We start from the raw sequence: 25425 nt of genomic DNA, 5'->3' as shown, positions 1-25425 counted from the left end.
GCGGGCGGCAGGGAACGAGAAAATGTACAGCTTCTAACCCTCTTGCAAATTGATAGTAACCATGTCAGGTATTACTGGCGATGATGAATGATGCCACGCTTCGAAAAATCGACCTCAATCTGTTGCTCGCCTTTTCCGTGCTCATGCAGGAAAGGAATGTGAGCCGCGCCGCCGAGCGCCTATTGCTCGGCCAGCCGGGCCTGTCCGCTGCGCTGCGCCGGTTGCGTGAGACACTCGATGACGAATTGTTCGTGCGCGTCGGTCGCGGTTTACAGCCGACGCCGCGTGCTCTTTCCATTGCCCCCGCCATCGAGGATGCGCTTTCGGGCATCGAGCGCGCCATCCGCCCGCCGACAGCCTTCGATCCGGCAAGCTGGCAGGGCGAGTTCCGCGTCGGTATGTGCGACAATCTCGAATCCGCTTTCTTCGGCCCGCTGGTGGCTCGGTTGCGGCTGCTGGCGCCAGGGGCGCGCTTGATCGGGGTGGCTTTCGACAAGCGCGACGCCGGACGTTTGCTGGACGAGGGCGCCTATGATTTCAGTGTCTCGGTGCATGACGAGCCGGCATCCTGGCATATCCGCGCGCCATTGTTCGAGCAAGCGTCGGTCTGCATCTATGACCCTCACCAGACAAGGCTCACGACACCGCTCGACTTCAAGGATTTTGCCGCCGCCGCTCATGTCACCGTGTCCTTTGAAGGCAATACGTCGAGCAATGTCGATGTCGCTCTGGCCCGCACCGGTCATCGCCGGCAGGTGGTGGCCACCGTGCCTCGCTTTTCGGCCTTACCGACGATTTTGCGTGCAATGCCGGCCATCGCCACGATCCCGGAATCGATCGCCTGTTGCATGGCCCAGCTTCATGGCCTGGCCATTTCGAAGCCGCCGCTCGAGCTGCCGGCCGAGCCGGTGACGATGCTCTACCGTCGCGTCGACCGGACGGACAGCCGGGCGGTGTGGTTTCGCCGGCTATTCGTGGAAATCGTGGCAGAGTCATTGGAGGCATCCGGATGCCTTGTGGGCGTTTCCACGGCTGCCTGCTGCTTCGACCAGGTTCCTTTGGCAGAGGCGGTATGAGGCTTCGAGAGAGTGGTTCTATGCCATCACCATTGGATCGGCGCACGAAACGCTTGCTGTTGCGCATGCCCGCGGAGGCGGATCTCGATTTTGTGACGGCTCTCTTTGTACGGCCGGAGCTCGTCGCGCACCGGCCCGATCCGACGCCGGATACACCGGAAGCAAGTGCCCGACGTCTCGATCGTGACATCGATCATTGGCATAACCACGGTTTCGGCCGCTGGGCTGTCGAGGCAGATGGCAGGCTGATTGGGTTCGGTGGCGTGACGGTGTCGCAGGAATTCGATGGTCTCAACCTGTCCTATCACCTGCATCCGGATAGCTGGGGACACGGCTATGCGACCGAACTGGTGAAGGAGGCGTTGGTCTTTTCGTTCAATGACTTACATGCAGAACGGGTCATCGGCCTCGCCCGCTCGGCCAACGTCGCTTCCAGGCGTGTCCTGGAAAAATGCGGCTTCGCCTTCGAGCGTGAAGTCATGCTGCGCGGCGCGCCGACCAATCTCTTTGTGCTCACCGCCTACAGCCAAATGGTATGACGGCCAAATGGCTGTTATCCCCGCCCATATGGGCGTAGACGAATTGCAGGCTCTTCTTTTTGCTCGTCCCATTCCACAATGGGGCTCGACAATCCGCGCCACGCGCGAGAGTGCAAGGGGGAGACCGCGATGACGGAAACTCGTCTGACAGGGGAAGACGCGTCCAACGCGAGCACGAATCAAAACGTGCTCTCCGGTTCCGGTGCAGGACATCTGGCGCTGGTTCCCACATGGATGCCGTTGGATCTTGCGCCCAACTCGAACGTCAATTCCGCGGGAAGCGGCGGCGACGGAATCGCGACCGGCATTATCAGCAGCAATCCCCTCGCTATCTTCACCCCATCCAATACGGCGATAGCCGGCCCTCATTCGACAGCGGACGCCTTTCAGGGCAGTGGTGCGCTTTTCAACCAACACTCCACCGAAATGGCCGGCATAGGCGGCGATGGCGGCAGCGGCAATATCGCGCTCGGCGGTATCGGCAGCACCTCCGTCAACCATGCCGGAACTGGCGGCAATGGCCTGTTTTTCGGCGGTATCGTCAGTTCGGATGTTGCCGTCTTCGCTCCGGTGAATACCGCCGTCGCCGGGGGTGAGGGATCAGTGGCGCATTCGGAACAGACGAACAACGCGGCGTTTCTGCAAGGCGCAACCCAGATCGGCGGCGTCGGCGGCTCGGGCGGCGACCATAATCTGGCCGCTGGTGGCGGGTCGGAGAGTGCCGGTTCAAACTCTGGAAATACGCTCATTCTCGCCGGCGACAACTATGCCGGCCACGGCGGCGACGGCCATTTCATCGGCAGTATGATCGATGTGAACGTCGCCATCTTTTCGCCAATCAACATCGCGGTCGGCGCTGCTGGCGGCTCGGCGGAAGCCCATCAGACGAACGATGTGATTTTCGACCAAGGCGGTATCCAGATGGCGGGTATCGGCGGCAACGGCGGCAGTTTCAACTTGTCGTCTGATACGATCTTCACCGGAAATAGCGTGGGTGGCGGCGGCGGATCGGGTTCTTCGACAGGCAGTTTCGTCGATGTCAGCCTCGGGTATTTCCATCCGATCAACATCGCTGTTCCTGCCGGCGGCACGGCCGATGCCCAGCAGATCGACCATATCCTCACTGATCAGCATACGCTGCAACTGGCGGGCATTGGCGGCCATGGCGGCGAAGGCAATCTGACGGACGCCCATTCGGCCCTCGTCGACGACATTCTCAATTTCATGCATACCTAGATCGGCTTAGCTTTTCAGAGACTGCTTTATCTTTTGTTTTTTCGCAGTCGCGGACGGAAAAGCCGCTCAGCACTTTTGTCGAAATTGCGTCAAAAGCGCGTGTTCGCAGGAACACGCGCAGATCATTTCAGTTCCGCGTTCCAACTTCAACGAAAGTGTTCGTAGAGAGCATCGCCCCCTTCTGTCGAGCCCTGTGCCTGCTGTTATTTCGGCGTAACCATTTGGGATACATCCTCTTTCCCGGCCATACCCCACCCAAAGGGACATCTCCGAATATCCGGCTGGTTCACCGGTTGAATTGCGAGCACTGTCTGCAAGCGGTTTTTTTGCCTGGTAACGACGTACCGGCATCGGGCCGTGGGAGACTTTCGGACCGAATAGGAGAGGAGCTACACTATGCCTATTCCACAGATAACTGATACGATCAATCTCACCGATCCGTCTGCAGGCAATGCAAATGCCGGCAATGGCGGCGATGGATACGGCAATGGTAATATCCATTATGATCCCAGTGCCTATGTCAATAACTACCAGTATGTCGATGGCGCCTCAACTGATCTCCATAATGGCGATCACGTTCACCAGACGGCTGACTGGGATGCCGGCGGCGGCGGAGCTGGCGGATTGGCTCAAGCTTTAAACAACGCGTTTTCCGGAATCACCAGCACCGGTGGAGCTGGCGGGAGCGCCACTTCGAACGGTAGCCAAGGCTCTGTGAGCGGCGGCGACGTAGCTGCTGTTTCGGCAGCCACGACAGCCACGCAAAACGCTACGTCGTTGATCGACCAGCATGCCACTATCGTGTCCGGCGCCGGTGGTAACGGCGGTAACGGCAACCTGGCCGAGGGCGGCAGCATCTCGACTGCATTGGTTCATACGGACACGCTCAGCACGGCCGTATCGAATGCTTTCGATCATTTCGACAACTCTTTTGGCACTATCGACGTGCACCACCTCGGTACGTGATCGACTTATGCCAACCGGCCCGATAATTCGGGTCCTGAGGATCGCAGGTTCCGGCCAGCGATCCTCGTATTTATGAGGCTCCGATCAAGCATTTGTCTTGTCGGAATCCGGAGCTGCGAGATCTGATGACGCCAACAAATCTTGCACAACCCCAGCGCCAGCAAACTCAACTGGTCATGGCACTTCGGGCCTGCGCCGGGGCCTTCGGCTTGGTCTTTCTCTATAGCAGCGGCTACAATCTCTTTCTTCTCGCCCCTTCCATTTATCTTTTGCAAATATACGACCGGGTCATGTCGAGCCGCAGCGTCGATACGCTGTTGATGCTGACGCTCATCGTCGCCGTTGCGGTGGTGGTCGGCTCCACCCTTGATATCGTGCGTAGAGCAGCGCTTTCGCGCATCGGCAGTTGGCTGGACCATCGTTTGCGTCCGGACGTCCTGAACGCTTCATTCGAATATGCGTCCCGTGCCGATACCAGTGTTGCGGCCGATTGTTACCGCGACCTTGCCACGTTGCGCCAGTTCCTCGATTCACCGGCAAGTGCGCTTCTCTTCGATATTCCCTGGGCACCGGTATTCCTGCTGCTGCTCTTTCTCGTTCATCCCCTGCTGGGCGTGATCGGCCTTCTGAGCGCAGTCGCTCTCCTGTCGCTCGCCCTCCTGACGGAACTGGCGACGCAGCAGCCGATCGCACAGGCGAATCTTGCGCTGTCGCGGAGCTACATGCGGCTTGCGACCGCCCTTCGATATATCCAGGTGATCCGGGCCATGGGAATGCAGGACGGTGCAGCGCAGATCGTCTACCGCGATGCCGAGGCGGCCAGAAGAGCGCAGGACACCGCCATGCATCGGACTGAGATCATTCTGGGGTTCTCGAAATCCATCAGGACTTTAACCCAGATTCTGGTCATGGGAGCGGCCACCTGGCTGGTGCTCGCGGATAACAGCAGCCCCGGCATCATCTTTGTCGCGAGCCTGTTGCTCGGCCGCGGTCTTGCGCCGGTCGAGGGCGCGATCGGCGCGTGGCGCTCATTTGCGTTTGCCCGCAATTCCTTCAATCGTCTCAACAAGATGCTGATCCTTGTTTCTTCGCAGGACGATGCCCGGACGATACCCACTCCCGAACCCAGCGGCCTCATCCTGGACAATGTCGGTTACGCCCTGCCATTTGCCGATCGGCCCATATTGAAAGGCGTCACGTTACGCCTGGTGCCTGGTGATTGCGTTGCGCTCATCGGCCCATCCGGATCCGGCAAGTCGACGCTTGGGCGCATCATGGCCGGTGTCCTGCACCCGACGAGCGGATGCACGCTTCTGGGAGGCGTCGACATTTCCGCGCTACGCCTGTGCGGCAGCACGCGTCATGTCGGCTATTTGCCACAGGATATCGAACTTTTCGGAGGAGCCATCAAGGATGTCATCGGGCGCCTGGACGGTGCGGACCCCACAAGGGTCATCGAAGCGGCAAAGCTCGTCGGACTGCACGAAACGATCATGCGGCTGCCGCAGGGCTACGAGACCGACATCGGCGAGGGTGGAAACTTGTTGCTGCGCGCTCAGCGGCAGCAGCTTGGATTGGCGCGCGCAGTCTATGGAAATCCGTCGCTCGTAGTGCTCGACGATCCGAATTCCAGTCTGGACTATGAAGGCGAACGCATCCTGTTCAACGCGATCGAGCGCATGAGATCGAGACGAATGATCGTCGTCATAATTACCCACCGGATGGGAGTTCTGCCCGTCACCAACAAGATCGCGATTGTGCGCAATGGCATGGTCAATGCGTTCGGAGAGAGCGAGCATATATACGACACCTACCTTCGCCCACCATCGCCGGCGCAGACATTGGAAGGAAAGGCTGCGCCATGACCACCATCCTCCCTTCCGGCACGTCAGCCAAATTCATCAGCGCGTCAAACCCGAGCAGCCGGTCTGCGCAGAGATTGGAGGCCGCCAAGAAGTTCCTCAGCTATGCGCCGGTCCTGGATGCGGATTTCACGAGGCTGGCACCGCCGTCGCCGATGCCGGTACTGCGGTCGGTGAAGCGGACGGGCAACCTGCTGATCTGCGTGTTCATCCTGGGTTTCGGGATATGGTCGCTCCTGGCTCCACTCAAGAGCGCGGCGGTGGCATCCGGTGTCGTGGAACCGGAGTTCAGCCGCAAGACCATCCAGCATCTGGAGGGCGGAATCATACGACAGATTCTGGTCAAGAACGGCGACGCCGTCACTTCGGGGCAGGTGCTCATCGAACTCGACGATACGAAGTCGCGCTCCGAGCGCGACAGCATTCAAGGGCAGCTCTGGGATGCCGAGGGCATGCACGCTCGCCTTGTTGCCGAACAGAACGGTACCGACCAGATCACCTTTCCATCGGATCTCGTAGCGCTGATGAACGACACGCCGTCTGTCAGAGCCATCATGGTTGGGCAGCAAAGGATATTCGAGACGCGCCGCCAGGTGATGCAGTCCGAGATAGGGATCACACAGGAGAAGATGCGGCAAGTCCAGCAGGAGATCATCGGGCTTGGCGCGCAGAAAACTTCGCTCGCCGACAGGGCCGAAATCTCGCGGCAGGAGATGGAGTCGGCCAGCAGCCTCGTCTCCAAAGGGGCAGAGAAAAAGAGCAGGATTTTCAATCTTGGGCGCGAGAAGGCCGACATTGACGGTCAAGCCGGCGAGGTGGATGCCCAGATATCGCGCGCCTATCAAGTAATCAGCGAGGCACAGGCCAACCTGGTGAAGCTGCAAAGCGATCGGTTGAACGAAGTCGCTCAGGGGCTGCGCGATACGGAAGGTCAGATCCTGCAATTGAGCGAACGCTTGCGTGCGATCGACGATCAGCTTGCCAGAACCGAAATCCGGGCGCCCGAGGACGGGGTGATCATGGACCTGCGCTTTCACACGCCAGGCGGCGTGGTCGGCGCGGGCGAACCGCTTGTCGATCTGGTGCCGCGCCAAGCGCGTCTCGTGATATCGGCACATGTGCGGCCGGAAGATATTAATTTGGTGCACTCGGGGTTGGAAGCACAAGTTCATCTTCTACCTTATAATCAGCGGCGGGTTCCGCTGCTGAAAGGTATCGTGGACTATGTCTCTGCGGATCGCCTTGTCGATAAGCAGACCGGTCAGGCCTACTATGCAGCGACGATCCGCATTACAGACGAACGACTGGCGAAGATGCACGATGTTGCGATGGTCCCGGGCATGCCCGCCCAAGCATTGATCGAAACGGGCAAGAGCAGTGTCGCATTTTACGCAATCAGACCGCTTCTGGATAGCTTCAACAGAGCGTTTCGTGAGGATTGAAGTGAGCTCCGGAGCCGAAGACTCGGAAATGCGACGCGAATATGGATTGGTACTCCCACCATTCCTTCCTGGCGCCTCTGAATTTCTAGCATGTCGCCGTCGAAGGGACGCAGTGATGGGTAAGAGAAAATTCAATGATGACAGGATCATGGACATTCTGAAGGAGCATCAGGGTGGCATGACCGTGACGGACGTGTGCAGCAAATACGGGATCAGCGAACCGACGTTCTATCGGTGGCAATCCCTGCAGCTCAAGAATGTCGGCTTCGACGTGAAAAGGCTGAAGGCTCTGGAGGAGGAGAACCGGAAGCTCAAGAAGCTGCTGGCGGAAACCATGCTGGCAGCGGCAACGTTAAGCGAAATGCTTGAAAAGACATCCAAGGAAAGCGCTTAGAGCGGTTCAGCGTTCCACAGAATCGCTTTCCCGCTCTATCCCATTGTTTCTACGCCTTCCGGACGGAAACCGCTTCGCACTTATTCCTGGAATTGCTCTTGCTTAGGACGCCGCCGCATCATGTCCGTTGGCCAGTCTATATCCTAAACGGGCAACGACTTCGGTCCGGTTCTGGACCTGCAACTTTCGCATGATGTGCTGCACATGCATTTTCACCGTATGGCCAGACAGGTTGAGCTTTCCCGCGATGACCTTATTCGAACAGCCGCGCTGCAGCTCGGCAAGCACATCCGCTTCGCGCGGTGTGAAGTCGGCAAGATCGGGACTATGCGCCCGCGCCTCTATCATCTTGTGATCATCGTCATGAGAGTCTACGTGCCTGGTTAAGCCGTTCGTCAGCGTATCCAGCGGCTGCGGACAGAATATGCCGCCTGCAAGAACGAGCCGCAGCCCGGCAAGGGCGATCTCTATGGGAATGGAGGTGGTGAAAAAGCCACGAATGCCCATTTTCAGCGCCTGAGAGGCAATCGAGGCATCGTCCGTACTCGACAGCAGTGCTATCGGCGCTTCGGAAAAGCGTTCGGTGATCGCCGCGAGATCATCAAGCAGACCGGCGCTCTCTACGCTCCTGCCCTCCAAACCCAAAGCAATCAGACGCACATCCATTCCGAGAGCCCTATCAAGACTCTCAGTAGAGACCATATCAACAAATTCCCAGCCGGCGAGTTCGTGCTCAAGAAGTTTCACGATGGTCGTACGGGCAAGTGTATGATGATCTATAATGATGACTGTCGGCGCGTTGCGTCCGATCCGGCGTTTCGTTCGTGAACTGATGGACACGTGTCGCCCCCCAAGGATAAATGCGTTCCATCTCGGGGCGAATATTATACCGCCTGTTGTGTCATGTCATGATAAAATGGGGATTAATCCCCCCGCGACTCAATGTGACGTCCTGTAAGCATCCTCTAATCACAACCCTGAGACGCTATTATGCGAACCCCTTAATTTAAACGGGGACGCTCGTAAGACCTTTTGCAGGTGCCATTACCTCCACTGTCGGCGGCTTGAAGGGCTTGATTGCAGTCGCGCAACAATATCCACCGCTGTCTGAGCTAGAGGCGTTAGGTATTGAAAAATAAGGAAAATTCTGACAGCCTGGCGCAATTCGGGTAAATAGGCGACCTCAAGAATGGCGAGATCGCCCAATCCCAATCGGCGCACGGCTCGAATGCGGATGGTGACTGAGGCTACAATTCAACCGGCAGATGGAAGCGTATCCGGGGCTAGCTCTCTTGGTCCTGTTACCGGCACGTCCTCTGCCGACAGTGTGGGTTGTGCAACGCAATGTAAGATTCCGCACCTATCCTATCAACAAACTTGCTAGACTTTGATCGGTATCCGATAAAATTCAAGGAGCGAGCTGCGGCGGTCGTCTTCCACCATGCCGAGCCGCAGGGGAGAGCTGCCTATCAAGACTCTCATATCTTGCTTTTTTGCCGATCCGCTCAGGTAAGACGTGTTCCATTACTGTCATAGGGCCACTTCCATCTGCTGATTTCCGGCATGTCCTCGCCATGCTGACGGACGTAGTGATGATGCTCTTCGAGTTTGTCGCGGAAAAGCTTGATCGCATCGGCCGCCTTTTCCTTCAGTCCCGGCACGCGCTCGATCGCCTCGATGGCGAGATGGTAGCGGTCCAGTTCGTTGAGAACGGTCATGTCGAACGGGGTGGTCGTCGTCCCTTCCTCGATGAAGCCGCGGACATGGATGTTGTCGTGGTTGGTTCGCCGGTAGGTGAGGCGATGGATCAGGTAGGGATAGCCGTGATAGGCGAAGATGACAGGCCGATCCGGCGTGAATAGCTTGTCAAAGACCGCATCGGTCAGGCCGTGCGGATGCTGCTCATTGGATTGGAGCGCCATCAGGTCGACAATGTTGACGACACGGATCGACAGTTCCGGAATGTTCTGGCGGAGAAGATCGGCCGCGGCAAGCGTCTCCATGGTCGGCACATCGCCGGCGCAGGCCATGACGACATCAGGCTCCACGGCGTTCTGTTCGTTGCTTGCCCAATGCCAGATACCGATGCCCGCCTCGCAATGCTTGACGGCTTCATCCATCGGCAGCCACTGCAGTTCCGGCTGCTTGCCGGCGACGATGACGTTGATGCGATCATAGGTCTTCAGGCAATGGTCGCCTGTGCATAACAGCGTATTGGCGTCCGGCGGCAGATAGATGCGCACGATGTCGGCCTTTTTGTTGGCGACAAGATCGACGAAGCCAGGGTCCTGATGGCTGAAGCCGTTATGATCCTGTCGCCAGACATGCGATGTCAGCAGGTAGTTCAGCGAAGAAACCGGTTCGCGCCACGGCAGTTCGCGCGACACTTTCAGCCACTTGGCATGCTGGTTGAACATTGAATCGACGATATGGATGAAAGCTTCGTAGCAAGAAAACAGGCCATGCCGACCGGTCAGCAGATATCCTTCCAGCCAGCCTTGGCATAGGTGTTCGCTTAAGACCTCCATCACCCGGCCGTCATGGGCCAGACCGACATCATAGGGCTTGATTTCTTCCATCCAGACACGGTTGGTCACTTCGAAGACGCTGCCGAGACGATTGGATTCCGTTTCGTCGGGGCCGAAGATGCGGAAATTGGCGTTGTCTGCGTTGAGCGTCAGAATATCGCGCAGATAACGGCCGAGGATTTCCGTCGATTGCGCCACTGTTCTGCCGCGCTCTTTGACGGCAACCGCGTAATCGCCGATCGCGGGTGTTATGAGTTCGCGGCGCAGGAGGCCGCCATTGGCATGGGGATTGGCGCCCATGCGCCGTTTGCCTGCCGGTGCGAGCGCACGCAACTCATCCTTCAGACATCCTTCGGCGCCGAAGAGATCCTGCGGATCGTAGCTTCGCATCCAATCTTCGAGGATCTTCCGATGGCCGGCATCCTCGCGGCAATTGGAGACCGGCACCTGATGCGCTCGCCAGAAACCTTCGACCTTCTTGCCATCAACCTCCTTGGGACCTGTCCAGCCCTTCGGGCTTCTGAATACGATCATCGGCCAGCGCGGGCAGAGGTCGCCGGCCGCGCCGTTGCGGGCCTTCTGCTGTATGGCGCGGATGCAATCAAAGGTCTGTTCGAAAGTTGCGGCCATGTCCTGATGCATCTGGCGGGGGTCAGAACCTTCGACAAAGAATGGCTCATAGCCGTAGCCGGTGAAGAGTTGGCGGAGGTCGTCGTCGCTGGCGCGGCCGAGAAGGGTGGGGTTGGCGATCTTGTAGCCGTTCAGATGCAGGATCGGCAGCACGGCGCCATCACGGGCCGGATTGAGGAACTTGTTGGAATGCCAGCTTGCCGCTAGCGGGCCGGTTTCGGCCTCGCCGTCGCCGACGACGCAGGCGGCGATCAGATCGGGATTATCGAACACGGCGCCATAGGCGTGGACGAGGGCATAACCGAGTTCGCCACCCTCATGGATCGAGCCGGGCGTCTCCGGTGCTGCGTGGCTCGGAATGCCACCGGGAAAGGAAAATTGCCGGAACAATTTGCGCATGCCGTCCGCATCCGCGGATATATCCGGATAAATTTCGCTGTAGGTGCCCTCGAGATAGGTATTGGCAACCATACCGGGACCGCCATGGCCGGGCCCGCAGATATAGATGATATCGAGATCGCGATTGCGGATCACGCGATTGAGGTGAGCATAGATGAAATTTAGGCCGGGTGTCGTGCCCCAGTGGCCGAGCAGCCGGGGCTTGATATGCTCGGCCTTCAGCGGCTCGCGCAGCAGCGGATTGTCGAGAAGATAGATCTGGCCGACAGAAAGGTAGTTGGCGGCGCGCCAATAGCGGTCGATAAGGTCGAGTTCGGCGGTGTCAAGCACGGTGGCGGAGGGTGCGGTTACCTGCTCTTTCATGTGATTGCTCCAATTCAATGGGGTTGAATACGAAACTATCGCCGATAGAGCGGGGCGCTTATGATCTGGATCACGCACCCGCAAAAATCGACAGGGCCTCATCGGCAATGATCTGCTCTTCATCCGTCGGAATGACGAAAGCGGCAACAGAACTTGATGATGTGCTAATGATAGGCGCATTGACCAAGTTCGCTTGGCTGTCGATATCAAGGCGTAGCCACCGCAGGCGGTCGCAGATATCAGCGCGAATTTCCGGCTGATGCTCGCCGATGCCGGCGGTGAAGACGATGCTGTCCAACCCGCCGAGCGTTACAGCCATTCGCCCGACTTCGCCGGCGATGCGCAGACAAAACAGATCGATCGCCTCCCGTGCCTCCGGCTTCTCGTTCTTCAAGAGGTCGCGCGTGTCGGCGCTGATGCCGGAGGCACCAAGCAGGCCGGATTGGTGGTAGAGCATGTCTTCAACATCTTTCAGGGTACGGTCTTGCGGCCCGAGAAGATGCAGCAGCACGCCGGGATCGAGATCGCCGCAACGCGTCGCCATGGGAATGCCGTCCAGCGTTGAAAACCCCATGCTGCAATCCCGGCTTTCGCCGTTGTCTATGGCGCAGAGACTGGCCCCGCTGCCAAGGTGGGCGATGATGACCTTGCCGGAAGCGGCCTGGGGTGCCCTCCGCCGCAGCTCGGCGGTGATGAAGGCATAGGAAAGGCCGTGAAAGCCGTAGCGCTTGATCCCTTGATCATACAGCGCGCGCGGGAGAGCGAAGCGGCGAACGAGATTGCTCTGGGTCGTGTGGAAGGCAGTGTCGAAGGAAGCCATCTGTGCGAGCGCCGGTCGCAAATGCCTGACGGCGTGGATCAGGCGCAGCGCCTGCGGCTGGTGCAGCGGCGCGAGCACAGTCAGGCCTTCGATATCGCGGATACGGTCATCGTTTATGCGCACGGGACCGGTGAAGATATCGCCACCGTGGACCACGCGATGGCCGACCGCGTTTACCCCTAACATGTCGAAATGCTCGCCGAGAATGCCGAAAGTTTCGTCCACGACCTCGTGCAACTGCTCGCCCGCATCCGTTTTTAGAGAGCGATCGAAGTCCGCGGGACCCTCCGTCAAATGGAAGGCGAGGGGTCGGCGACGAAAGTCGATCAACCCTTTGCCGATGCGGCGGGCCTTGTCTGCCTGGACCTCAAACACGCCGATTTTGACCGTCGAGGATCCGGCATTGAAAGTCAGAAGCAGGTTTCCGTTCGTCATGGGGCCGGCCTCGTCGAGAGAGTAAGGGACGCAAACTTACGGCTACGCGCAAAGCGAAGATTGGAGCGCTGTCAAACTGCAGGATTCACGGCAGCAAAAGACAGTTCGACTGCTGTTTGTTCCATCGAACCGAACCGCCCGGCGCGACGAAAGGGCCGCGCCTGGCGAATTCCGAAAGCTCGAGCTTAGGGGGCCTTCTTCGGCAATCCCTGCCTCTTTGCGTTGTCGTCGACGATTTCATACCACATTGCATTAAGTACGGCGAAGGCGGCGGCGAGGGGGAAGCCGAGGAGCCAGGCGAAATACCACATGTTCTTTCTCCTTTATGAGATCAGTAGGCGTGGCCGCTTTTGTCGCTGATCGTCTTGGCGTCGATCTTGCCCCAGAGCACCCGGTAGACCCAGGCCGTATAGAGAAAGATGATGGGCAGGAAGATCAGCGTCGCGACCAGCATGACGAACAGAGTCATATGACTGGAAGATGCATCCCAGACCGTGAGACTGGAGCGCGGGTCGAGCGAGGAAGGCAGGATGAAGGGGAACATCGAGAGGCCGACCGTCGAAATGATGCCGAAGATGGCAAGCTTGCTGAAGAGCAACGGTGCCACTTGACGACGGGCAAGCATCGACAGCAGGGCGGCGATCGCGCCGAGGAGGCCGAAGATCGGAGCGATCATCATCCAGGGATGGCTGCCATAATTGACAAACCAGGCGCCGGGCGCGTGATCGACGGTCTTCCACAGCGGATTGGACGGGCCGATCGGGTTGATCTCGCTGGTGATGTGATAGCCATCGATGCCGTACCAGAGGGCGAGGCCGCCGAGAGCGAAGAGCGCGATCGTGGCGAGCGCTGCCAGGCTGCCAAAACTGCGGGCCCGTTCGGCGACGCCGCCGTCCGTCTTCAACTGCAGCCATGCCGCGCCATGCATGGTGAGCATGGCGACGGAGAGCAGGCCGCAAAGCAGGGCGTAAGGATTGAGCAGTTCAAGGAACGAGCCCTCGTAATAAATCCGCATGTCATCGGCGAAGCGGAACGGTACACCTTGCAGCACGTTGCCGACAGCGACACCGAAGATCAGCGAAGGGACGAAGCCGCCGATGAACAGTGCCCAGTCCCAGCCGGTCTTCCAGCGAGCGCTCTCGCGCTTGGAGCGATATTTGAAGGCCACCGGCCTGAGGATCAGCGCAAAGAGGATCGCGAACATCGCCAGATAGAAGCCGGAGAAGGAAACCGCGTAAAGCGGCGGCCAAGCGGCGAAGATGGCGCCGCCGCCGAGGATCAGCCAGACCTGATTGCCTTCCCAGGTCGCGCCGATCGAATTGATGGCGATGCGCCGCTCGGTATCCGTCCTCGCGACGAAGGGCAGGAGGGTGCCGATACCCAGGTCGAAGCCGTCTGTCACCGCAAAGGCGATCAGCAAGACGCCGAGCAGCAACCACCAGATGATGCGCAAAGTCTCATAGTCGATCAGTTGATGCAGGATCATGATGATTACTCCCTAGCAGGAACGAGGGTTTCGGACACAAGGTCGGCTTCCGGCTCGTCGTCCGGTTCCGGGCCTTTGCGAATGGCTCTTATCATCAGGTTCATTTCGATGACGATCAGCGCGGTGTAGATCGCGGCGAAGCCGAGCAGAGTGAGAAGCACGTTACCGGCTCCGAGATTGGAGACGGCGGCGGCGGTCGGCAGCACGCCTTCGATAACCCAGGGCTGGCGGCCGAATTCAGCGACGACCCAGCCGAACTCGATGGCAACCCAGGGAAGCGGGATGGCAAACACGGCGATCCTCAGCAATAGGGGATAACGGTCGAGGTGGCGGCGGGCCGAAAGCCAGAAGAAGGTCGCCGTCAGCAGAATGAAGAACACGCCCAGGCCGACCATGACGCGGAAGGTCCAGAAGAGGGTCGGCACGTTCGGGATGGTATCGCGGGCGGCCTGATCGATCTGGGCGTCGGTCGCCTGGCGGGGATCGTCAACGTAGCGCTTCAGAAGCAGGGCATAACCGAGCTCATGGCCAATATCTTCGAAGGATGCGCGCGCCTGCTGAGTGGACGTATCCTGAGCCGCGGCACCGGCGGCGGCCGGTTGGGCAGCGCGGATATTCATCAGCGCGTCATAGGCCTTGATGCCGTCGCGGATGTGGGTCTTCGCCTGCTCCTCAAGCTGGGTGATGCCGGGGATTTCGGTGGTGAGCGAGCGCGTGCCGATCAAGCCCATGACCCACGGTATATGCACGGCATAATGGGTTTCGCGCGCTTTCTGATCCGGAAAGCCGAAGGCGGTAAAGGCCGCGGGCGCCGGCTCGGTCTCCCACATGGCCTCGATCGCCGCGAGCTTCATTTTCTGGTGTTCAGTGGATAGATAGCCACTTTCGTCGCCGAGGACGACGACCGACAGGGCCGAAGCCAGGCCGAAGGAGGCGGCGACCGTCATCGAGCGCTTGGCGATCTCGATGTGGCGGCCCTTCAGCATGTACCAGGCCGAAACGCCGAGCACGAAGATGGAGGCGCAGACATAGCCGGCCGATACCGTGTGAACGAACTTTGCCTGGGCGACGGGGTTGAAGACCACGTCGAAAAAGCTGGTGATCTCCATGCGCATGGTCTGCGGATTGAGTGCCGAGCCGACGGGATTTTGCATCCAGCCATTGGCGATGAGGATCCAGAGTGCCGAGAAGTTGGAGCCGAGCGCGACCGCCCAGGTGGCAATGAGATGCCCGACCTTGGAGAGCTTGTCCCAACCGAAGAAGAACAGGCCGACGAAGGTCGCCTCGAGGAAGAAGGCCATCAGCCCTTCGATCGCCAGCGGAGCACCGAAGATATCGCCGACGTAATAGCTGTAATAGCTCCAGTTCATGCCGAACTGGAATTCCATGACGATGCCGGTGGCGACGCCAAGCACGAAGTTGATGCCGAATAGCGTGCCCCAGAATTTGGTCATCTGGCGCCAGATCTGCCGCCCCGTCATCACATAGGTCGTCTCCATGATGGCGAGCAACACGGAAAGGCCGAGCGTCAGCGGCACGAACAGGAAGTGATAAAGCGCCGTCATGGCAAACTGCAGGCGCGACAGCGCCACGATGTCGAGTTCCATAGTCTTCTCCCACAGTCCAACGGGATTTGGTCGGTGCGGCGTTACTTGGAGCGCCGTATTTTTTAATTTCAGTTTGCCGTCTCAGTCCGGCCGCAACCGGTTCAGGATGGCGTCGAATTCCTGTTCCCCGCGTCGGGCCGTTGCCGTGATCCGGCCGTGTTCGAGCATGACGATGCGATCGGCGATCGCGGCTTCGCGGCGTATGTGCGTGGCGATGACGAGGCTGCGGCCGGTAGCGTTGGCGGCGATCTCTCGCAACACCGCGCGCGCAGTTTCGGCGTCGAGCCCTTCCGTCGGTTCGTCGAGCAGCCAGAGGGGCGTGTCGCGCAGGAAAAGCCGGGCCAGCGCCAGCCGGCGCGATTGACCACCTGACAGGCCGATTCCGCTTTCGCCGAGTCGAGCCGAAAGGCCTTTCGGCAATGCCTTGATGTCGGCAAGCAGGCCTGCGGCCTTAAGAGCTTCATAGAGCTGTTCGTCGCTTGCACGCGGATCGGCGAGCAGCAGGTTGCCGCGGATCGTATCGTCGAAGAGCTGGGTGCGTTGCGTCAGCGTCGTTGTTTCGAGGCAGGCGACCGTGCCGGATGCGGGGGCGATTTCGCCGGCAAGCAGAGCCAATATCGTGGATTTTCCGACGCCGCTGGCACCGACAAGGGCAAGTCGCTCGCCAGCAAGCAGTGATAGCGTAAGGGTCCCGATCGCCGGATGCCGGGCGCTCTCGTAACGGGCGCTGACGGCTTCCAACTGGAAAGCATAGCCTTCACGCGGCCGTGCGATCTCGTAGGCTACGTTTTGGGTGGCCAGGCGTGGTACAATACGCTTGGCGGCCAGCAGCGTACGGCCGAGCTCCAACGCGCCACGACGAAGTGCTGCGAAAGGTTCCGTAGCGGCAACGGCGATCAGCAAGCCGAAAGCGGCTGCGGGAGCGCCGATCATGCCGCGTTTCTCAAGCGCCGCGACCGTCAGAAGCGTCGCCGTCAACAGAAGTGTGGAGGCGAGCGAGAAGCCGATGCCCACGGCATTCTCGATCCTGTTCAACGCATGGTCCGCCTCCGCGAGCCGTCTGTCGGCATCGCCGATGGCGACGCGTTGCGCCTGCAGGCGGCCGGTCATGGCGAGATCCGTTTGGCCGGCGACCAGATCGATGATACGCGCACGCAGCGCTTCCATCGCGTGGGCACGGCCGCGTCCGGGCTTCATTGCCATCCGGCCGGCGATCAAGGGTATGCCGAGGCCTGTGGTGACGAGCCAGAGGCCGACCAAAATCCCGAAGAGCGGCTGCATCAGGCCGAGCGCAACGCTGATAGCAAGCGCCGACAGCAGGGCGACGCCAGCAGGCAGCAGCACCCGCAGATAAAGCGAATCCAGCGCATCGATATCGGCTGTGAGCCGGAATAGCAGCTTGGCCGGGCGACGCAGCATGGCTGCGGCGCTGCCCGGTGTTGCCCAGCCGCGAAAGAGCCTTTCGCGCAAGGCGGCGAGAACGCGGAGCGTCACGTCATGGGTCACCAGCCGCTCGCCATAACGCGCTGCCGTGCGGCCGATGGCGAGCAGGCGGATGCCGGCCGATGGCGCGAAGACGTCGAAGACGATGGCGGTCGTGGCCGAGGCACCGGCGAGCGCCGTCGCGGTAATGAACCAGCCGGAGAGACCGAGCAATCCAGCTCCGGCCAGCACGGCCATAGCCGATAGCGCCGCGCCGAGGCAGAGACCACGTCCGCGCTCGGCATGGAACAGGCGGATGATTGGGAGAAGCGTCGAGAGGCTCCGTCTCATGCGGCAATCTCCTTGTGCTGTGTTTCAAGCCGGATGGTGCGGTTGAGGCGTGATGCAAGCAGCGGATCGTGTGTTGCGACGATCAGTGTCCGGCCCTTTGCCAGCGCCAGCAAAGCTTCGGTCACCTCGGCGGCTGTGACGGCGTCGAGGTGGGCGGTCGGCTCGTCGGCGAGGATGATGCCGGCCTCGTGGTTGGCGGCCACGCGGGCCAGCGCCAGCCGCAGCGCTTCGCCGCCGGAAAGGCCTAAACCGCTTTCGCCGACCGCGGCGATCTCGTTCGCAGCAATCACGCTGTCCAGCCGCACGGTACGAAGTGCGTCTTCGATGGCGCTGTCGTCGATATCCGCGCGGCCGAGGCTGACATTTCGCTTCAGGCTGCCAGAGAAAATATGCGGCCGTTGTCCGATCCAGGCCATGCGACGGCGAAGGGAGGCGGCATTATTATCCGCCAGCGGGATGCCGCCGATCCTGATCATACCAGCCTCCCGTGGCGCGAGCCCTGCGATCAGAGAGAGGATAGTGGTCTTGCCGGAGCCGCTGGCGCCCCAAAGCGCAACATGTTCTCCGGCGGCAACATCGAGACAGAGGTTGCCGATCGCGGCCGGACGATCCGGTGTGTAGCGGAAAACAAGCCCGTCGATCTCTACGGAGGGAGCAGCAGGCACCATCCGGCTGTCGCTGACATCTTGTTCATCGCCATCGAGAATCGCAGATCCTTGCGAGGAGAGAGCGTCGAGTGCCGCAAGCGCCGCTTCGCCATTGGCGCGATCGTGCCAAACGGCTGAGAATTCGCGCAAGGGTTCGAAAAAGGCCGGCGCGAGCAGGAGGATGAAAAGCCCCTGCGTCAGCGTCAGCCGGCCGTGCCACATGCCGATATCGATCGACCCCAACAGGCTGAAGCCGATGTAGACGGCGGTTGCCGCAACGCCCAGGGCAGCGAAAAGCTCGAGAACGGCAGAGGATAGAAAGGCGATCTTCAATACCGCCATCGTACGCCGTCGCAGGGAATCCGCATCGGCGCGCAATCGTATGGCCGTGACATCGACGGCGCCGAGCGCCCGGATCGTCGCAAGCCCGCGCAGGCGGTCGAGCAGAAAAGCGTTGAGGCCGCCGGTTTCGGCCAGTTGCTTTTCGCTGGCAGCCTTGGCGCGCCAGCCGATCAAAGCCATGAAAATCGGGATAAGTGGTGCCGAGACAAGCAGGATAAGACCCGCAACCCAGGAAATCGTAAGGACGCAGGCGAGGGTGACGAGCGGCACCGCGCTTGCCTTCATGCGCACCGGCTGGAAACGGGCGAGATAGGGGACGATCGCCTCTGCCTGTTCTCCGACGACGCTTGCCGCGAGACCGGAGGCCGGCTTGCCGATATCGAGCGGCGATCGGGCCGCAAGTGCAGCAACGGCGCGATTGCGTCGCGATGTCAGCTCGCCTCTTGCCGTGCGGAAGGCGACGCGTCCGCCGGCGGCATCGAGGGCGGCGCGAACGAAGCCGAGCGCCAATATCGCCAGCGCTGCAAACGCCACGTCCATCGTATTGCCGCCATCGCTTATGACGCCGACGCTGAAGGCGAGGAGGGCTGCTTGCGGAATCCAGATCAGCGCTGCCGCGGTCTGCAGGCCCGCGGCCAGCAAAAGCCCCGCCGGCTTTCGTGGCCGGCCTGGCCGATTTCGCTTCGCGGCAGGCACGGCATCGGGCACGGTCGGCTGTATTTCTTCCGGCGTGAGGTCGGGATCAAAGAAAGCCGTCGTCATTGTTCAATCCTCTTGCGCCGTCTTGGAGCGGCGGCGGCCGAGCGAGACGACGCGGTCCTTCGCCTCCAGCAGCTTCGTCACCTTCGAGCCGAGCAGCAGAAGGGTCGCAAGCCGCTCGGTTTCCAACTGCTTGACGTCCTCGTACCAGTTGGTCAGGCGCTCGATCAGGCCGTACATCTCGCCCATCCGTGCCTGCGCATGGCGTTCGGCGTCGCTTGCCGGCTGTTGCATCAGGATTTCGCGTAGCATCGAAAGGGTAGGGTCGATCTCGCGCTTCTTACGCTCTTCGGCGAGCGTGCGCAGGATCTGCCAGACATCATCCGGCGTCGTGAAGAAGTCGCGGCGGTCGTCCGGCTTGTGTTTGAGGAGCACGAGGTTCCAGGCCTGCAATTCGCGCAGGCTCATGGAGACGTTCGAGCGGGAAATGCCAAGGGCTTCGACGATCTCCTCGGCGCAAACGGGTGTCGGGGAGACGAAGAGCAGGGCATAGATCTGCCCAACCGTGCGGTTGATGCCCCAGCGCGAACCCATTTCCCCAAAATGAAGCACGAAGGATTGTACGAGAGGCGGAAGATTCATGGCTATACCTCATTATCAGTGATTTCAGAAATTTCTGAAATCACTGTATTTGTAAGCCGGCCCACTTTGCAATCGGTATGTCATCCATGCGTCAATCCGCGCGAGCAAGCTTCGATGCTCCGATCATGGAGGGTTTGGCGCGCGCGAGCTTTGACCGAAATCAAAGCCGCGGCGTTCCGCTCAGGTCCGCAGCGATGTCGAGCCTTCTATCTGGCCGATCTCGAGCAGATGCGCTTCCAGTGCCAGCCGGTCGATCGATGCGACCGGCAGGTTGACCAAAAGCATGATCCGGTTTTTCAGGTAACGAGCTGCCTGCGCAAAGGCGCGGCCTTTGTCCAGTTCGGAACCTTCGACGGTGGAGGGGTCCTCGATGCCCCAATGCGCAGAAGCAGGATGGCCGGGCCATACCGGACAGGCTTCCCCTGCCGCGTCGTCACAGACGGTAATGATGAAATCCATCTGCGGCGCGCCCGGTTCGGCAAAGACATCCCAGCTTTTCGAAGCGAAGCCGGAGGAGGGGTAGCCGAAGGCATCCAGTGTCCTGACGGCCCAGGGGTTTATCTTTCCCTTGGGAGAACTGCCGGCCGAAAAGGCGCGGAAGCGGCCCTTGCCTTCGGTGTTCAAGATCGATTCAGCCAGGATTGAACGGGCGGAATTGCCCGTGCAGAGGAACAGAACATTATAGACGCGATCATCGCTCATTGCGCTTTCTCCCCATGTATCGTGTCAAGCGGGTGACGGTCATGGCAGGCGATACGCGGATTTCCGGATGGCGGGCGCAGCCACCCTTTTCAGGAGGCGCGCCAACCGTCGGAAGCATCGCAGCAGCGACTATACACTATAGGGCGAAAGATGCGTCACTCTTGAAGAAAGCGGCTGCGATCAGATGCCGGTATCTGATCGCAACATGCCGATGCGCACGGCCAGTCTTTCTCCGGGGCCGTGAACCGCCGCAAACAGCAGGCCGGCGAGGAAGGTGAAATGATCGACGAAGAAGCCGAATTCCGCCTGATTGCCGCTCCAGCGGCTTGGTCCATGGAAGCTGAAGGCAAGGAAGATGACGTAGATGCCGGCAAGCAGCGCGGCTTCCGAGAAGAAAGCCCCCGTCAGCAGGCAGATCGCCAGAGCGCTTTCGAAGAAGGCGGCGATCCAGGCGAGGAATAGGGAAAGCGGGAAACCGGCCGAGGCTATATAGCCTGCCGTCGATTGCATGTCGGCGAATTTAAAGGCGGCCGCCATCACGAAGACGGCGCCGAAGATCAATCTGGCGATGCAGATTGCGATTGTCTTGCCCATGTCGATATCCTCCGTTTTTCGACTATTCGGCGATGCAGATTACGGCATCGCCGTTCTCGCCCAAGGACGGAAGATAGGCTGCATTTCCGACACGGTGCGGGAAATGTTTTCGCGTTGGCAGTCAGATCGGATGATAGAGCCGAAGCAACTTCGAAGGAGAGCGCCGGCGCGAAGATATCAAGCTTCGGGCCGGCGAGGTGATAGATGCGCAATCCGGCTTAGAGCGTTTCCCATTCATGCTGGATCGTATCCACATGAGTTGAAGTAGTTTCGGGCCTCTTGTGGGTCGACCCGCCCAATCAGCTTGCCGATGCGATCCCATAGACCGGTTACGGTTCTCTCGGCAGCTTTTCGCAGGAGTGCCTTCAGCTTGGAGAAGGCCTTTTCTATGGGATTGAAGTCCGGGCTGTAGGGCGGAAGGAACATCATGGTCGCACCTGCCGCTTCGATCATCTCTCGCGCCGCCGGTCGTTTGTGGCTGGATAGATTATCGAGAATGACGACATCACCCGGCTTCAAGGTTGGAAGCAGGACCTGAGCGACATAGGCTTCGAACCACTCACCGTTGATCGGCCCGTCGATGACAAGCGGTGCCACTATTCCCGTGCTGCGTAGGCCTGCAACCAGTGTGGTTGTCTTGCGGTGACCATGCGGAAACCCCATTCGCAACCGCTCACCCTTGCGGCATCGTCCATGAGTGCGGGCCATATTGGTTGCCGTCCAGGTCTCGTCGATGAACACAAGCCGCTCCGGGTCGAGATCGAGTTGGTCCTCGAACCAGGCTTGCCGCTTTTCCAGGATGTCCGGACGGCTCTGCTCTACCGCATGGCCAGTCTTTTTTTGCGCGTCTGGTTGTGCCGAACGAGAAACCGGTGCAGGGCCGACTTGCTCGCGATGATGCCTTGGGCCGCAAGAGCGTCACGAAGCTCAAATAGCGTCCCATCCCGGTGCTCTGCAAGCCAAGCCATTATCAGATCGGCATGAGCTTCAATCTTATGGGAACTGCGGTCGCCACCAAGCGGACCGGGACGAACGTTTCCATGCCGAATTTGCAGGTTACGCCAACGGCTCACGCTGGCTGCGCTCACACCAAAACGCTCGGCTGCCTCCCTATGAGATGCTCCGCCATCGACGGCGGCAAGCACACGTATGCGAAGATCAACGGAAAGGGCTTTCGACATATCTGCCGACCTCCATCGGCAGATAGGTTGAATCAGAATGCAAGTGATTTGAAAAGCAATTCGATTCAATCAGTCAGGGAAGCGCTCTAAGAATTCCGATCGCGCGAAACCGCATGGGAAGCATTTGCCTGCGCGGCGTCCATGCTGTTGAAGAGTTCCTGAACGAGCTGCGTTATCCGCTCCGGGGATGTCCCCTTGGCCCGCTCATCTTCGATCCGGCGTCTGACAAGCATTTCCAAATTCGACATGTCTATCATCTCCGTTATCCGGCGCGATGGAAGTGTCGCGCTCAAGGGGCGGAGGGGCAAGTTACGGTTTGTTCATGGATGGGGGTGGGGGAGTGGAGGGCTGGATAGACGGTGCCTGCCGTCAGCTTTTACCGTCGCAACCGTATTCCCTTTGTGCGCACAATATCCCCGTGGCGGATAGTTTCACTCATTCTTTTCTGCTTTGCATTGGAGCCGAGTCAACAAAGGACTAGGTTGCACCAGCTTTTGGTCTCAAGAGAGTTGCAATACAATGTTGATCAGAAACGAAATTTTATAATGTTACCGGACTGATCTTTGATTTCGAATTCAGTATAATCCGCAACTATGCTTCTAAGATGTACAGTGCTTGTTCTGTTCTTTCCACCATTCTCAAAATAGCAGTTCAAGCCTGCGGTGAATTCAAAGGTATAATCATTATCAAGCTGCATTACTCTGTCGTGTACAAACAAATTGCCAACACGGCTGGACGTTAGTATGCGTAACTTCGATGCGTCTACCCACGATGACATTACTCCCGTGATGCCTGGGATACTGAGGCCTCCCGATGGACCCGCTCCTAAATATATACTCAGGCTTCCGGGGAATTTTCCGAATATACCGGCGTATTTTGAGAATAATGTTTCCAAAGCTTTCAATGCGTGAGGCGTAAAATATCGATCATAAATTTTAATTGACGCTATATGATTTAAATATTTTAGCGCATGATCTGAAATACATTGAGTATCTCCGTCTACCAAATTCCAAGATTTTATTACGTTTGTTTTGTGCTCACCCAATATATCAGTGTAATTAATGTTATCAGCGTGATGTGTTGTTATATCATATTTTAAAAATTCACTCGCATTTTTCTGAGTAATTTCGATGAAATGTACGAAATGCTTTCCGCACATGAGTGATAACTCGATATACTTCGGATCAATATCGACCAAATTTGCTTTAATATTCTTGGTCATATCCGAAGAATTTACCGCGTTAATAACCCTGGCATTGATTAGTCCCGACAGTATTTGACCTTCAGTTGATGAGGGATTTGTAACGGTATTCAAAATCTCCCCGAATTCATTTGGAAGGAGCATATATCGTAAGTAATTCGTCGGCACTCCGCCGGCTTCAATCAAAATATTTCTTACAAAATTTACTTCCGACGCTACTACGGGCTTCATTTGTTTCTATTTTCAATGAGTGTTCTGTATACACGAAGCGTTTGATCGAAAAATCCGTCTGGCCAATCTGAGACGAATTCGCCGTACTCGTTAAGAGTGATTTGCGAGAGTGAAGAGTCTCCGGAAACGTAGACGATCTGCACGTCTTCTGGTCTCAGCCCTTCAATCTTCCCCGCGCGAACATTGCTGACGTGCAATTGAATTCCGTGAATCAAGTGTTCGCTGTGAGTTTCAAGCACAATGCGCTTTCTGCCTCGGTGCGCCTCCTCGCAAAGAATTTCGCCGAGACGTGTTTGAGACCAGGGATAGAGGTGAAGCTCCGGCTGTTCGACAATCAACATTGTATCGTCAGGCATGGCGGCCAACTGGACTAGAATTGGTGCGGCTTGAGAAAATCCGACCCCAACGTCCACAACCGAGTCGCTGGCGAGGGAGGCATCATTTGATTTCATCCTGAGGTCGATAAGATCGCGCCAATTATTAATTTCGATATCTCGCCCCAACTTTAAGCGCGAAAGCCACATGTCCAAGCGGTTGTAGTCATCTTTGATGCGCGCTTGGCGTTTGCCGGCTTTAACTGATCTCTGCCGCATATAATGGTAAACAGCGGCAGTGTGGGCCCCGGTTGGACCCACAACTCTTCTTTCGTCTGTCAGCGTCATTGACCGGACTGGCTTTTCACGAAGGGAAGCCAGTGCGTACGTCGCTTCAGTTAGCGATTCGAAAAGTTGATTGTGAAGGGGTAGCAGAACAAATCGCTCGGCTGGAAAGACAAAGTTGAAAAATTCCTCGCGCAGCGGTTCGCGCTCGGGCGAAATACTCATTCCATTCTTGTTGTCGCGCTTTCCTTGAAACACGCCCAGTTTAAGCGCTTGGCTTATTTTTTGGTAATCCACCTTTGAAGTACCAGGAGCAATAAACTTAAATTTGTTGATAAGAAGGATATAAAAATCTTCAGTGAAAGATACCCTGAAGCTTTCATCCGTTTTATTCATCCTTTTGAATTGTATTACGCATTCGCAATCCGCATAGTTATCGATTGTTACCCCACTGTTGGGAGCCGGCAGATATAGAGAGTAGGATTCTACTCGTCCATGTCCCGTCTGAGGATCGTTCGCATGCTCAATTTCGATGAAAGCTTCTTCTACCAATAGCGAGTGACGGACTGCGCCATCCGTCCGGATCGAGAAAACAAATGTGGTGTTCCGGCTAATATCGTGATCCTTGGCATATTCGACAAAATTGCCGATATCCACATATTGCCCTTGAGCGACGAAACCGGCGTGGTCGGAAGGGTCTCCATAGGTTTGTTTAAATGCAAGTATACCCTTGATCAGCGATGATTTACCGGAGCTATTAGGTCCAACAAGTATTGTCAGCCGTTTTGAGAGATCGAGCGTGGTGTCATCATATCGTTTAAAATTTTTATAGCGGACAGCATTGAGCACGATAAAATCCCAGAATTTAACCCAGCCAGATGCAACCTTGAGCTTTGATGTATGTCAAGATCTTTCATGTTTGATTAAGGTGTTGGCACTTTCGAAACAAACTATTTATTTGCGCTTAGGTGCTGTGCATACAGCGCGCTGCGCTGTCTTCTGGCAAGCAACTGCTGTTCAATGTTAGCCGC

The 25425-nt window shown here is 58.2% G+C and carries 22 protein-coding genes; 7 read left to right on the top strand and 15 right to left on the bottom strand.

All coding sequences use genetic code 11. The annotated features are described in order from the left end of the window. Positions 1-80 precede the first annotated feature (80 nt). The 7 genes from QA646_RS11280 (at position 81) to QA646_RS11250 (ending at position 7515) form a co-directional block, all read left to right on the top strand. Positions 81-1076, top strand: a complete 996-nt coding sequence (locus QA646_RS11280; RefSeq protein ID WP_283055548.1) for a LysR family transcriptional regulator — start codon at positions 81-83, stop codon at positions 1074-1076. 20 nt (positions 1077-1096) lie between these two features. Further along, entirely contained in the window at positions 1097-1615 is a 519-nt protein-coding gene (locus tag QA646_RS11275; RefSeq protein WP_283055547.1) for a GNAT family N-acetyltransferase, read from the top strand. Positions 1616-1744: 129 nt separating this feature from the next. Next, the gene (locus QA646_RS11270; RefSeq protein WP_283055546.1) at positions 1745-2851 is read left to right on the top strand and encodes a hypothetical protein; all 1107 of its coding nucleotides are present in this window, start codon (positions 1745-1747) and stop codon (positions 2849-2851) included. A 396-nt stretch (positions 2852-3247) separates the two neighbouring features. Further along, complete coding sequence (locus QA646_RS11265; RefSeq protein WP_283055545.1) at positions 3248-3817, top strand: PE-PGRS family protein; 570 nt, start codon at positions 3248-3250, stop codon at positions 3815-3817. Between the two features lie 125 nt (positions 3818-3942). Continuing rightward, positions 3943-5682: a type I secretion system permease/ATPase gene (locus QA646_RS11260; RefSeq protein ID WP_283055544.1), complete on the top strand. Its 1740-nt coding sequence runs from the start codon at positions 3943-3945 to the stop codon at positions 5680-5682. Then, positions 5679-7121 carry an HlyD family type I secretion periplasmic adaptor subunit gene (locus tag QA646_RS11255; RefSeq protein ID WP_283055543.1) on the top strand — a complete coding sequence of 481 codons (1443 nt, stop codon included), beginning with the start codon at positions 5679-5681 and terminating at the stop codon, positions 7119-7121. The genes QA646_RS11260 and QA646_RS11255 overlap by 4 nt, the downstream gene beginning before the upstream one ends. 115 nt (positions 7122-7236) lie before the next feature. Continuing rightward, positions 7237-7515, top strand: coding sequence for a transposase (locus QA646_RS11250; protein ID WP_028751823.1), 279 nt, complete (start codon positions 7237-7239; stop codon positions 7513-7515). Positions 7516-7617: 102 nt separating this feature from the next. Here QA646_RS11250 and QA646_RS11245 read toward each other — a convergent pair whose 3' ends face one another. The 15 genes from QA646_RS11245 to QA646_RS11175 form a co-directional block, all read right to left on the bottom strand. Further along, positions 7618-8355 carry a response regulator transcription factor gene (locus QA646_RS11245; RefSeq protein WP_283055542.1) on the bottom strand — a complete coding sequence of 246 codons (738 nt, stop codon included), beginning with the start codon at positions 8353-8355 and terminating at the stop codon, positions 7618-7620. Positions 8356-9020: 665 nt separating this feature from the next. Then, positions 9021-11435, bottom strand: a complete 2415-nt coding sequence (locus QA646_RS11240) for a phosphoketolase family protein (RefSeq protein WP_283055541.1) — start codon at positions 11433-11435, stop codon at positions 9021-9023. Positions 11436-11505: 70 nt separating this feature from the next. Beyond that, the gene (locus tag QA646_RS11235) at positions 11506-12690 is read right to left on the bottom strand and encodes an acetate/propionate family kinase (protein ID WP_283055540.1); all 1185 of its coding nucleotides are present in this window, start codon (positions 12688-12690) and stop codon (positions 11506-11508) included. A 185-nt stretch (positions 12691-12875) separates the two neighbouring features. Further along, a complete protein-coding gene (gene cydX, locus QA646_RS11230; protein ID WP_283055539.1) occupies positions 12876-13001 on the bottom strand; it encodes a cytochrome bd-I oxidase subunit CydX in 126 nt (41 codons plus the stop codon). Between the two features lie 20 nt (positions 13002-13021). After that, positions 13022-14176 carry a cytochrome d ubiquinol oxidase subunit II gene (cydB, locus tag QA646_RS11225; RefSeq protein WP_283055538.1) on the bottom strand — a complete coding sequence of 385 codons (1155 nt, stop codon included), beginning with the start codon at positions 14174-14176 and terminating at the stop codon, positions 13022-13024. 5 nt (positions 14177-14181) lie between these two features. Further along, entirely contained in the window at positions 14182-15783 is a 1602-nt protein-coding gene (locus QA646_RS11220; protein WP_283055537.1) for a cytochrome ubiquinol oxidase subunit I, read from the bottom strand. 81 nt (positions 15784-15864) lie between these two features. After that, positions 15865-17556 carry a thiol reductant ABC exporter subunit CydC gene (gene cydC / locus QA646_RS11215; RefSeq protein WP_283055536.1) on the bottom strand — a complete coding sequence of 564 codons (1692 nt, stop codon included), beginning with the start codon at positions 17554-17556 and terminating at the stop codon, positions 15865-15867. After that, on the bottom strand, positions 17553-19307 hold the full coding sequence (gene cydD / locus QA646_RS11210) for a thiol reductant ABC exporter subunit CydD (protein ID WP_283055535.1): 1755 nt from the start codon (positions 19305-19307) through the stop codon (positions 17553-17555). The genes cydC and cydD overlap by 4 nt, the downstream gene beginning before the upstream one ends. A gap of 3 nt (positions 19308-19310) precedes the next feature. Beyond that, the gene (locus QA646_RS11205; protein WP_283055534.1) at positions 19311-19886 is read right to left on the bottom strand and encodes a GbsR/MarR family transcriptional regulator; all 576 of its coding nucleotides are present in this window, start codon (positions 19884-19886) and stop codon (positions 19311-19313) included. A gap of 180 nt (positions 19887-20066) precedes the next feature. Next, positions 20067-20588: an arsenate reductase ArsC gene (locus tag QA646_RS11200; RefSeq protein WP_283055533.1), complete on the bottom strand. Its 522-nt coding sequence runs from the start codon at positions 20586-20588 to the stop codon at positions 20067-20069. A 180-nt stretch (positions 20589-20768) separates the two neighbouring features. Next, positions 20769-21182, bottom strand: a complete 414-nt coding sequence (locus QA646_RS11195; RefSeq protein ID WP_283055532.1) for a DoxX family protein — start codon at positions 21180-21182, stop codon at positions 20769-20771. Positions 21183-21416: 234 nt separating this feature from the next. Next, positions 21417-22363 (bottom strand): IS630 family transposase gene (locus QA646_RS11190; RefSeq protein ID WP_283055531.1). Its coding sequence is split into 2 segments (ribosomal slippage): positions 21417-22015 and positions 22015-22363, totalling 948 coding nucleotides; the frame shifts between segments, so codons are not numbered across the junction. Between the two features lie 86 nt (positions 22364-22449). Continuing rightward, complete coding sequence (locus QA646_RS11185) at positions 22450-22611, bottom strand: hypothetical protein (RefSeq protein WP_283055530.1); 162 nt, start codon at positions 22609-22611, stop codon at positions 22450-22452. Between the two features lie 278 nt (positions 22612-22889). Next, a complete protein-coding gene (locus QA646_RS11180) occupies positions 22890-23795 on the bottom strand; it encodes a hypothetical protein (protein ID WP_283055529.1) in 906 nt (301 codons plus the stop codon). Then, positions 23792-25243, bottom strand: a complete 1452-nt coding sequence (locus tag QA646_RS11175; RefSeq protein WP_283055528.1) for a DUF3696 domain-containing protein — start codon at positions 25241-25243, stop codon at positions 23792-23794. The genes QA646_RS11180 and QA646_RS11175 overlap by 4 nt, the downstream gene beginning before the upstream one ends. Positions 25244-25425: the final 182 nt, after the last annotated feature.

This window comes from Rhizobium sp. CB3090 (genome assembly GCF_029714285.1).
Classification (GTDB): Bacteria; Pseudomonadota; Alphaproteobacteria; order Rhizobiales; family Rhizobiaceae; genus Rhizobium.
This window is presented reverse-complemented; position numbering and strand designations above follow the sequence as displayed.

Coding starts and splice junctions, on each gene's coding strand:
- QA646_RS11280 (WP_283055548.1), top strand. CDS start 81: ATGATGAATGATGCCACGCTTCGAAAAATCGACCTCAATCTGTTGCTC.
- QA646_RS11275 (WP_283055547.1), top strand. CDS start 1,097: ATGCCATCACCATTGGATCGGCGCACGAAACGCTTGCTGTTGCGCATG.
- QA646_RS11270 (WP_283055546.1), top strand. CDS start 1,745: ATGACGGAAACTCGTCTGACAGGGGAAGACGCGTCCAACGCGAGCACG.
- QA646_RS11265 (WP_283055545.1), top strand. CDS start 3,248: ATGCCTATTCCACAGATAACTGATACGATCAATCTCACCGATCCGTCT.
- QA646_RS11260 (WP_283055544.1), top strand. CDS start 3,943: ATGACGCCAACAAATCTTGCACAACCCCAGCGCCAGCAAACTCAACTG.
- QA646_RS11255 (WP_283055543.1), top strand. CDS start 5,679: ATGACCACCATCCTCCCTTCCGGCACGTCAGCCAAATTCATCAGCGCG.
- QA646_RS11250 (WP_028751823.1), top strand. CDS start 7,237: ATGGGTAAGAGAAAATTCAATGATGACAGGATCATGGACATTCTGAAG.
- QA646_RS11240 (WP_283055541.1), bottom strand. CDS start 11,435: ATGAAAGAGCAGGTAACCGCACCCTCCGCCACCGTGCTTGACACCGCC.
- QA646_RS11235 (WP_283055540.1), bottom strand. CDS start 12,690: ATGACGAACGGAAACCTGCTTCTGACTTTCAATGCCGGATCCTCGACG.
- cydX (WP_283055539.1), bottom strand. CDS start 13,001: ATGTGGTATTTCGCCTGGCTCCTCGGCTTCCCCCTCGCCGCCGCCTTC.
- cydB (WP_283055538.1), bottom strand. CDS start 14,176: ATGATCCTGCATCAACTGATCGACTATGAGACTTTGCGCATCATCTGG.
- QA646_RS11220 (WP_283055537.1), bottom strand. CDS start 15,783: ATGGAACTCGACATCGTGGCGCTGTCGCGCCTGCAGTTTGCCATGACG.
- cydC (WP_283055536.1), bottom strand. CDS start 17,556: ATGAGACGGAGCCTCTCGACGCTTCTCCCAATCATCCGCCTGTTCCAT.
- cydD (WP_283055535.1), bottom strand. CDS start 19,307: ATGACGACGGCTTTCTTTGATCCCGACCTCACGCCGGAAGAAATACAG.
- QA646_RS11205 (WP_283055534.1), bottom strand. CDS start 19,886: ATGAATCTTCCGCCTCTCGTACAATCCTTCGTGCTTCATTTTGGGGAA.
- QA646_RS11200 (WP_283055533.1), bottom strand. CDS start 20,588: ATGAGCGATGATCGCGTCTATAATGTTCTGTTCCTCTGCACGGGCAAT.
- QA646_RS11195 (WP_283055532.1), bottom strand. CDS start 21,182: ATGGGCAAGACAATCGCAATCTGCATCGCCAGATTGATCTTCGGCGCC.
- QA646_RS11185 (WP_283055530.1), bottom strand. CDS start 22,611: ATGTCGAATTTGGAAATGCTTGTCAGACGCCGGATCGAAGATGAGCGG.
- QA646_RS11180 (WP_283055529.1), bottom strand. CDS start 23,795: ATGAAGCCCGTAGTAGCGTCGGAAGTAAATTTTGTAAGAAATATTTTG.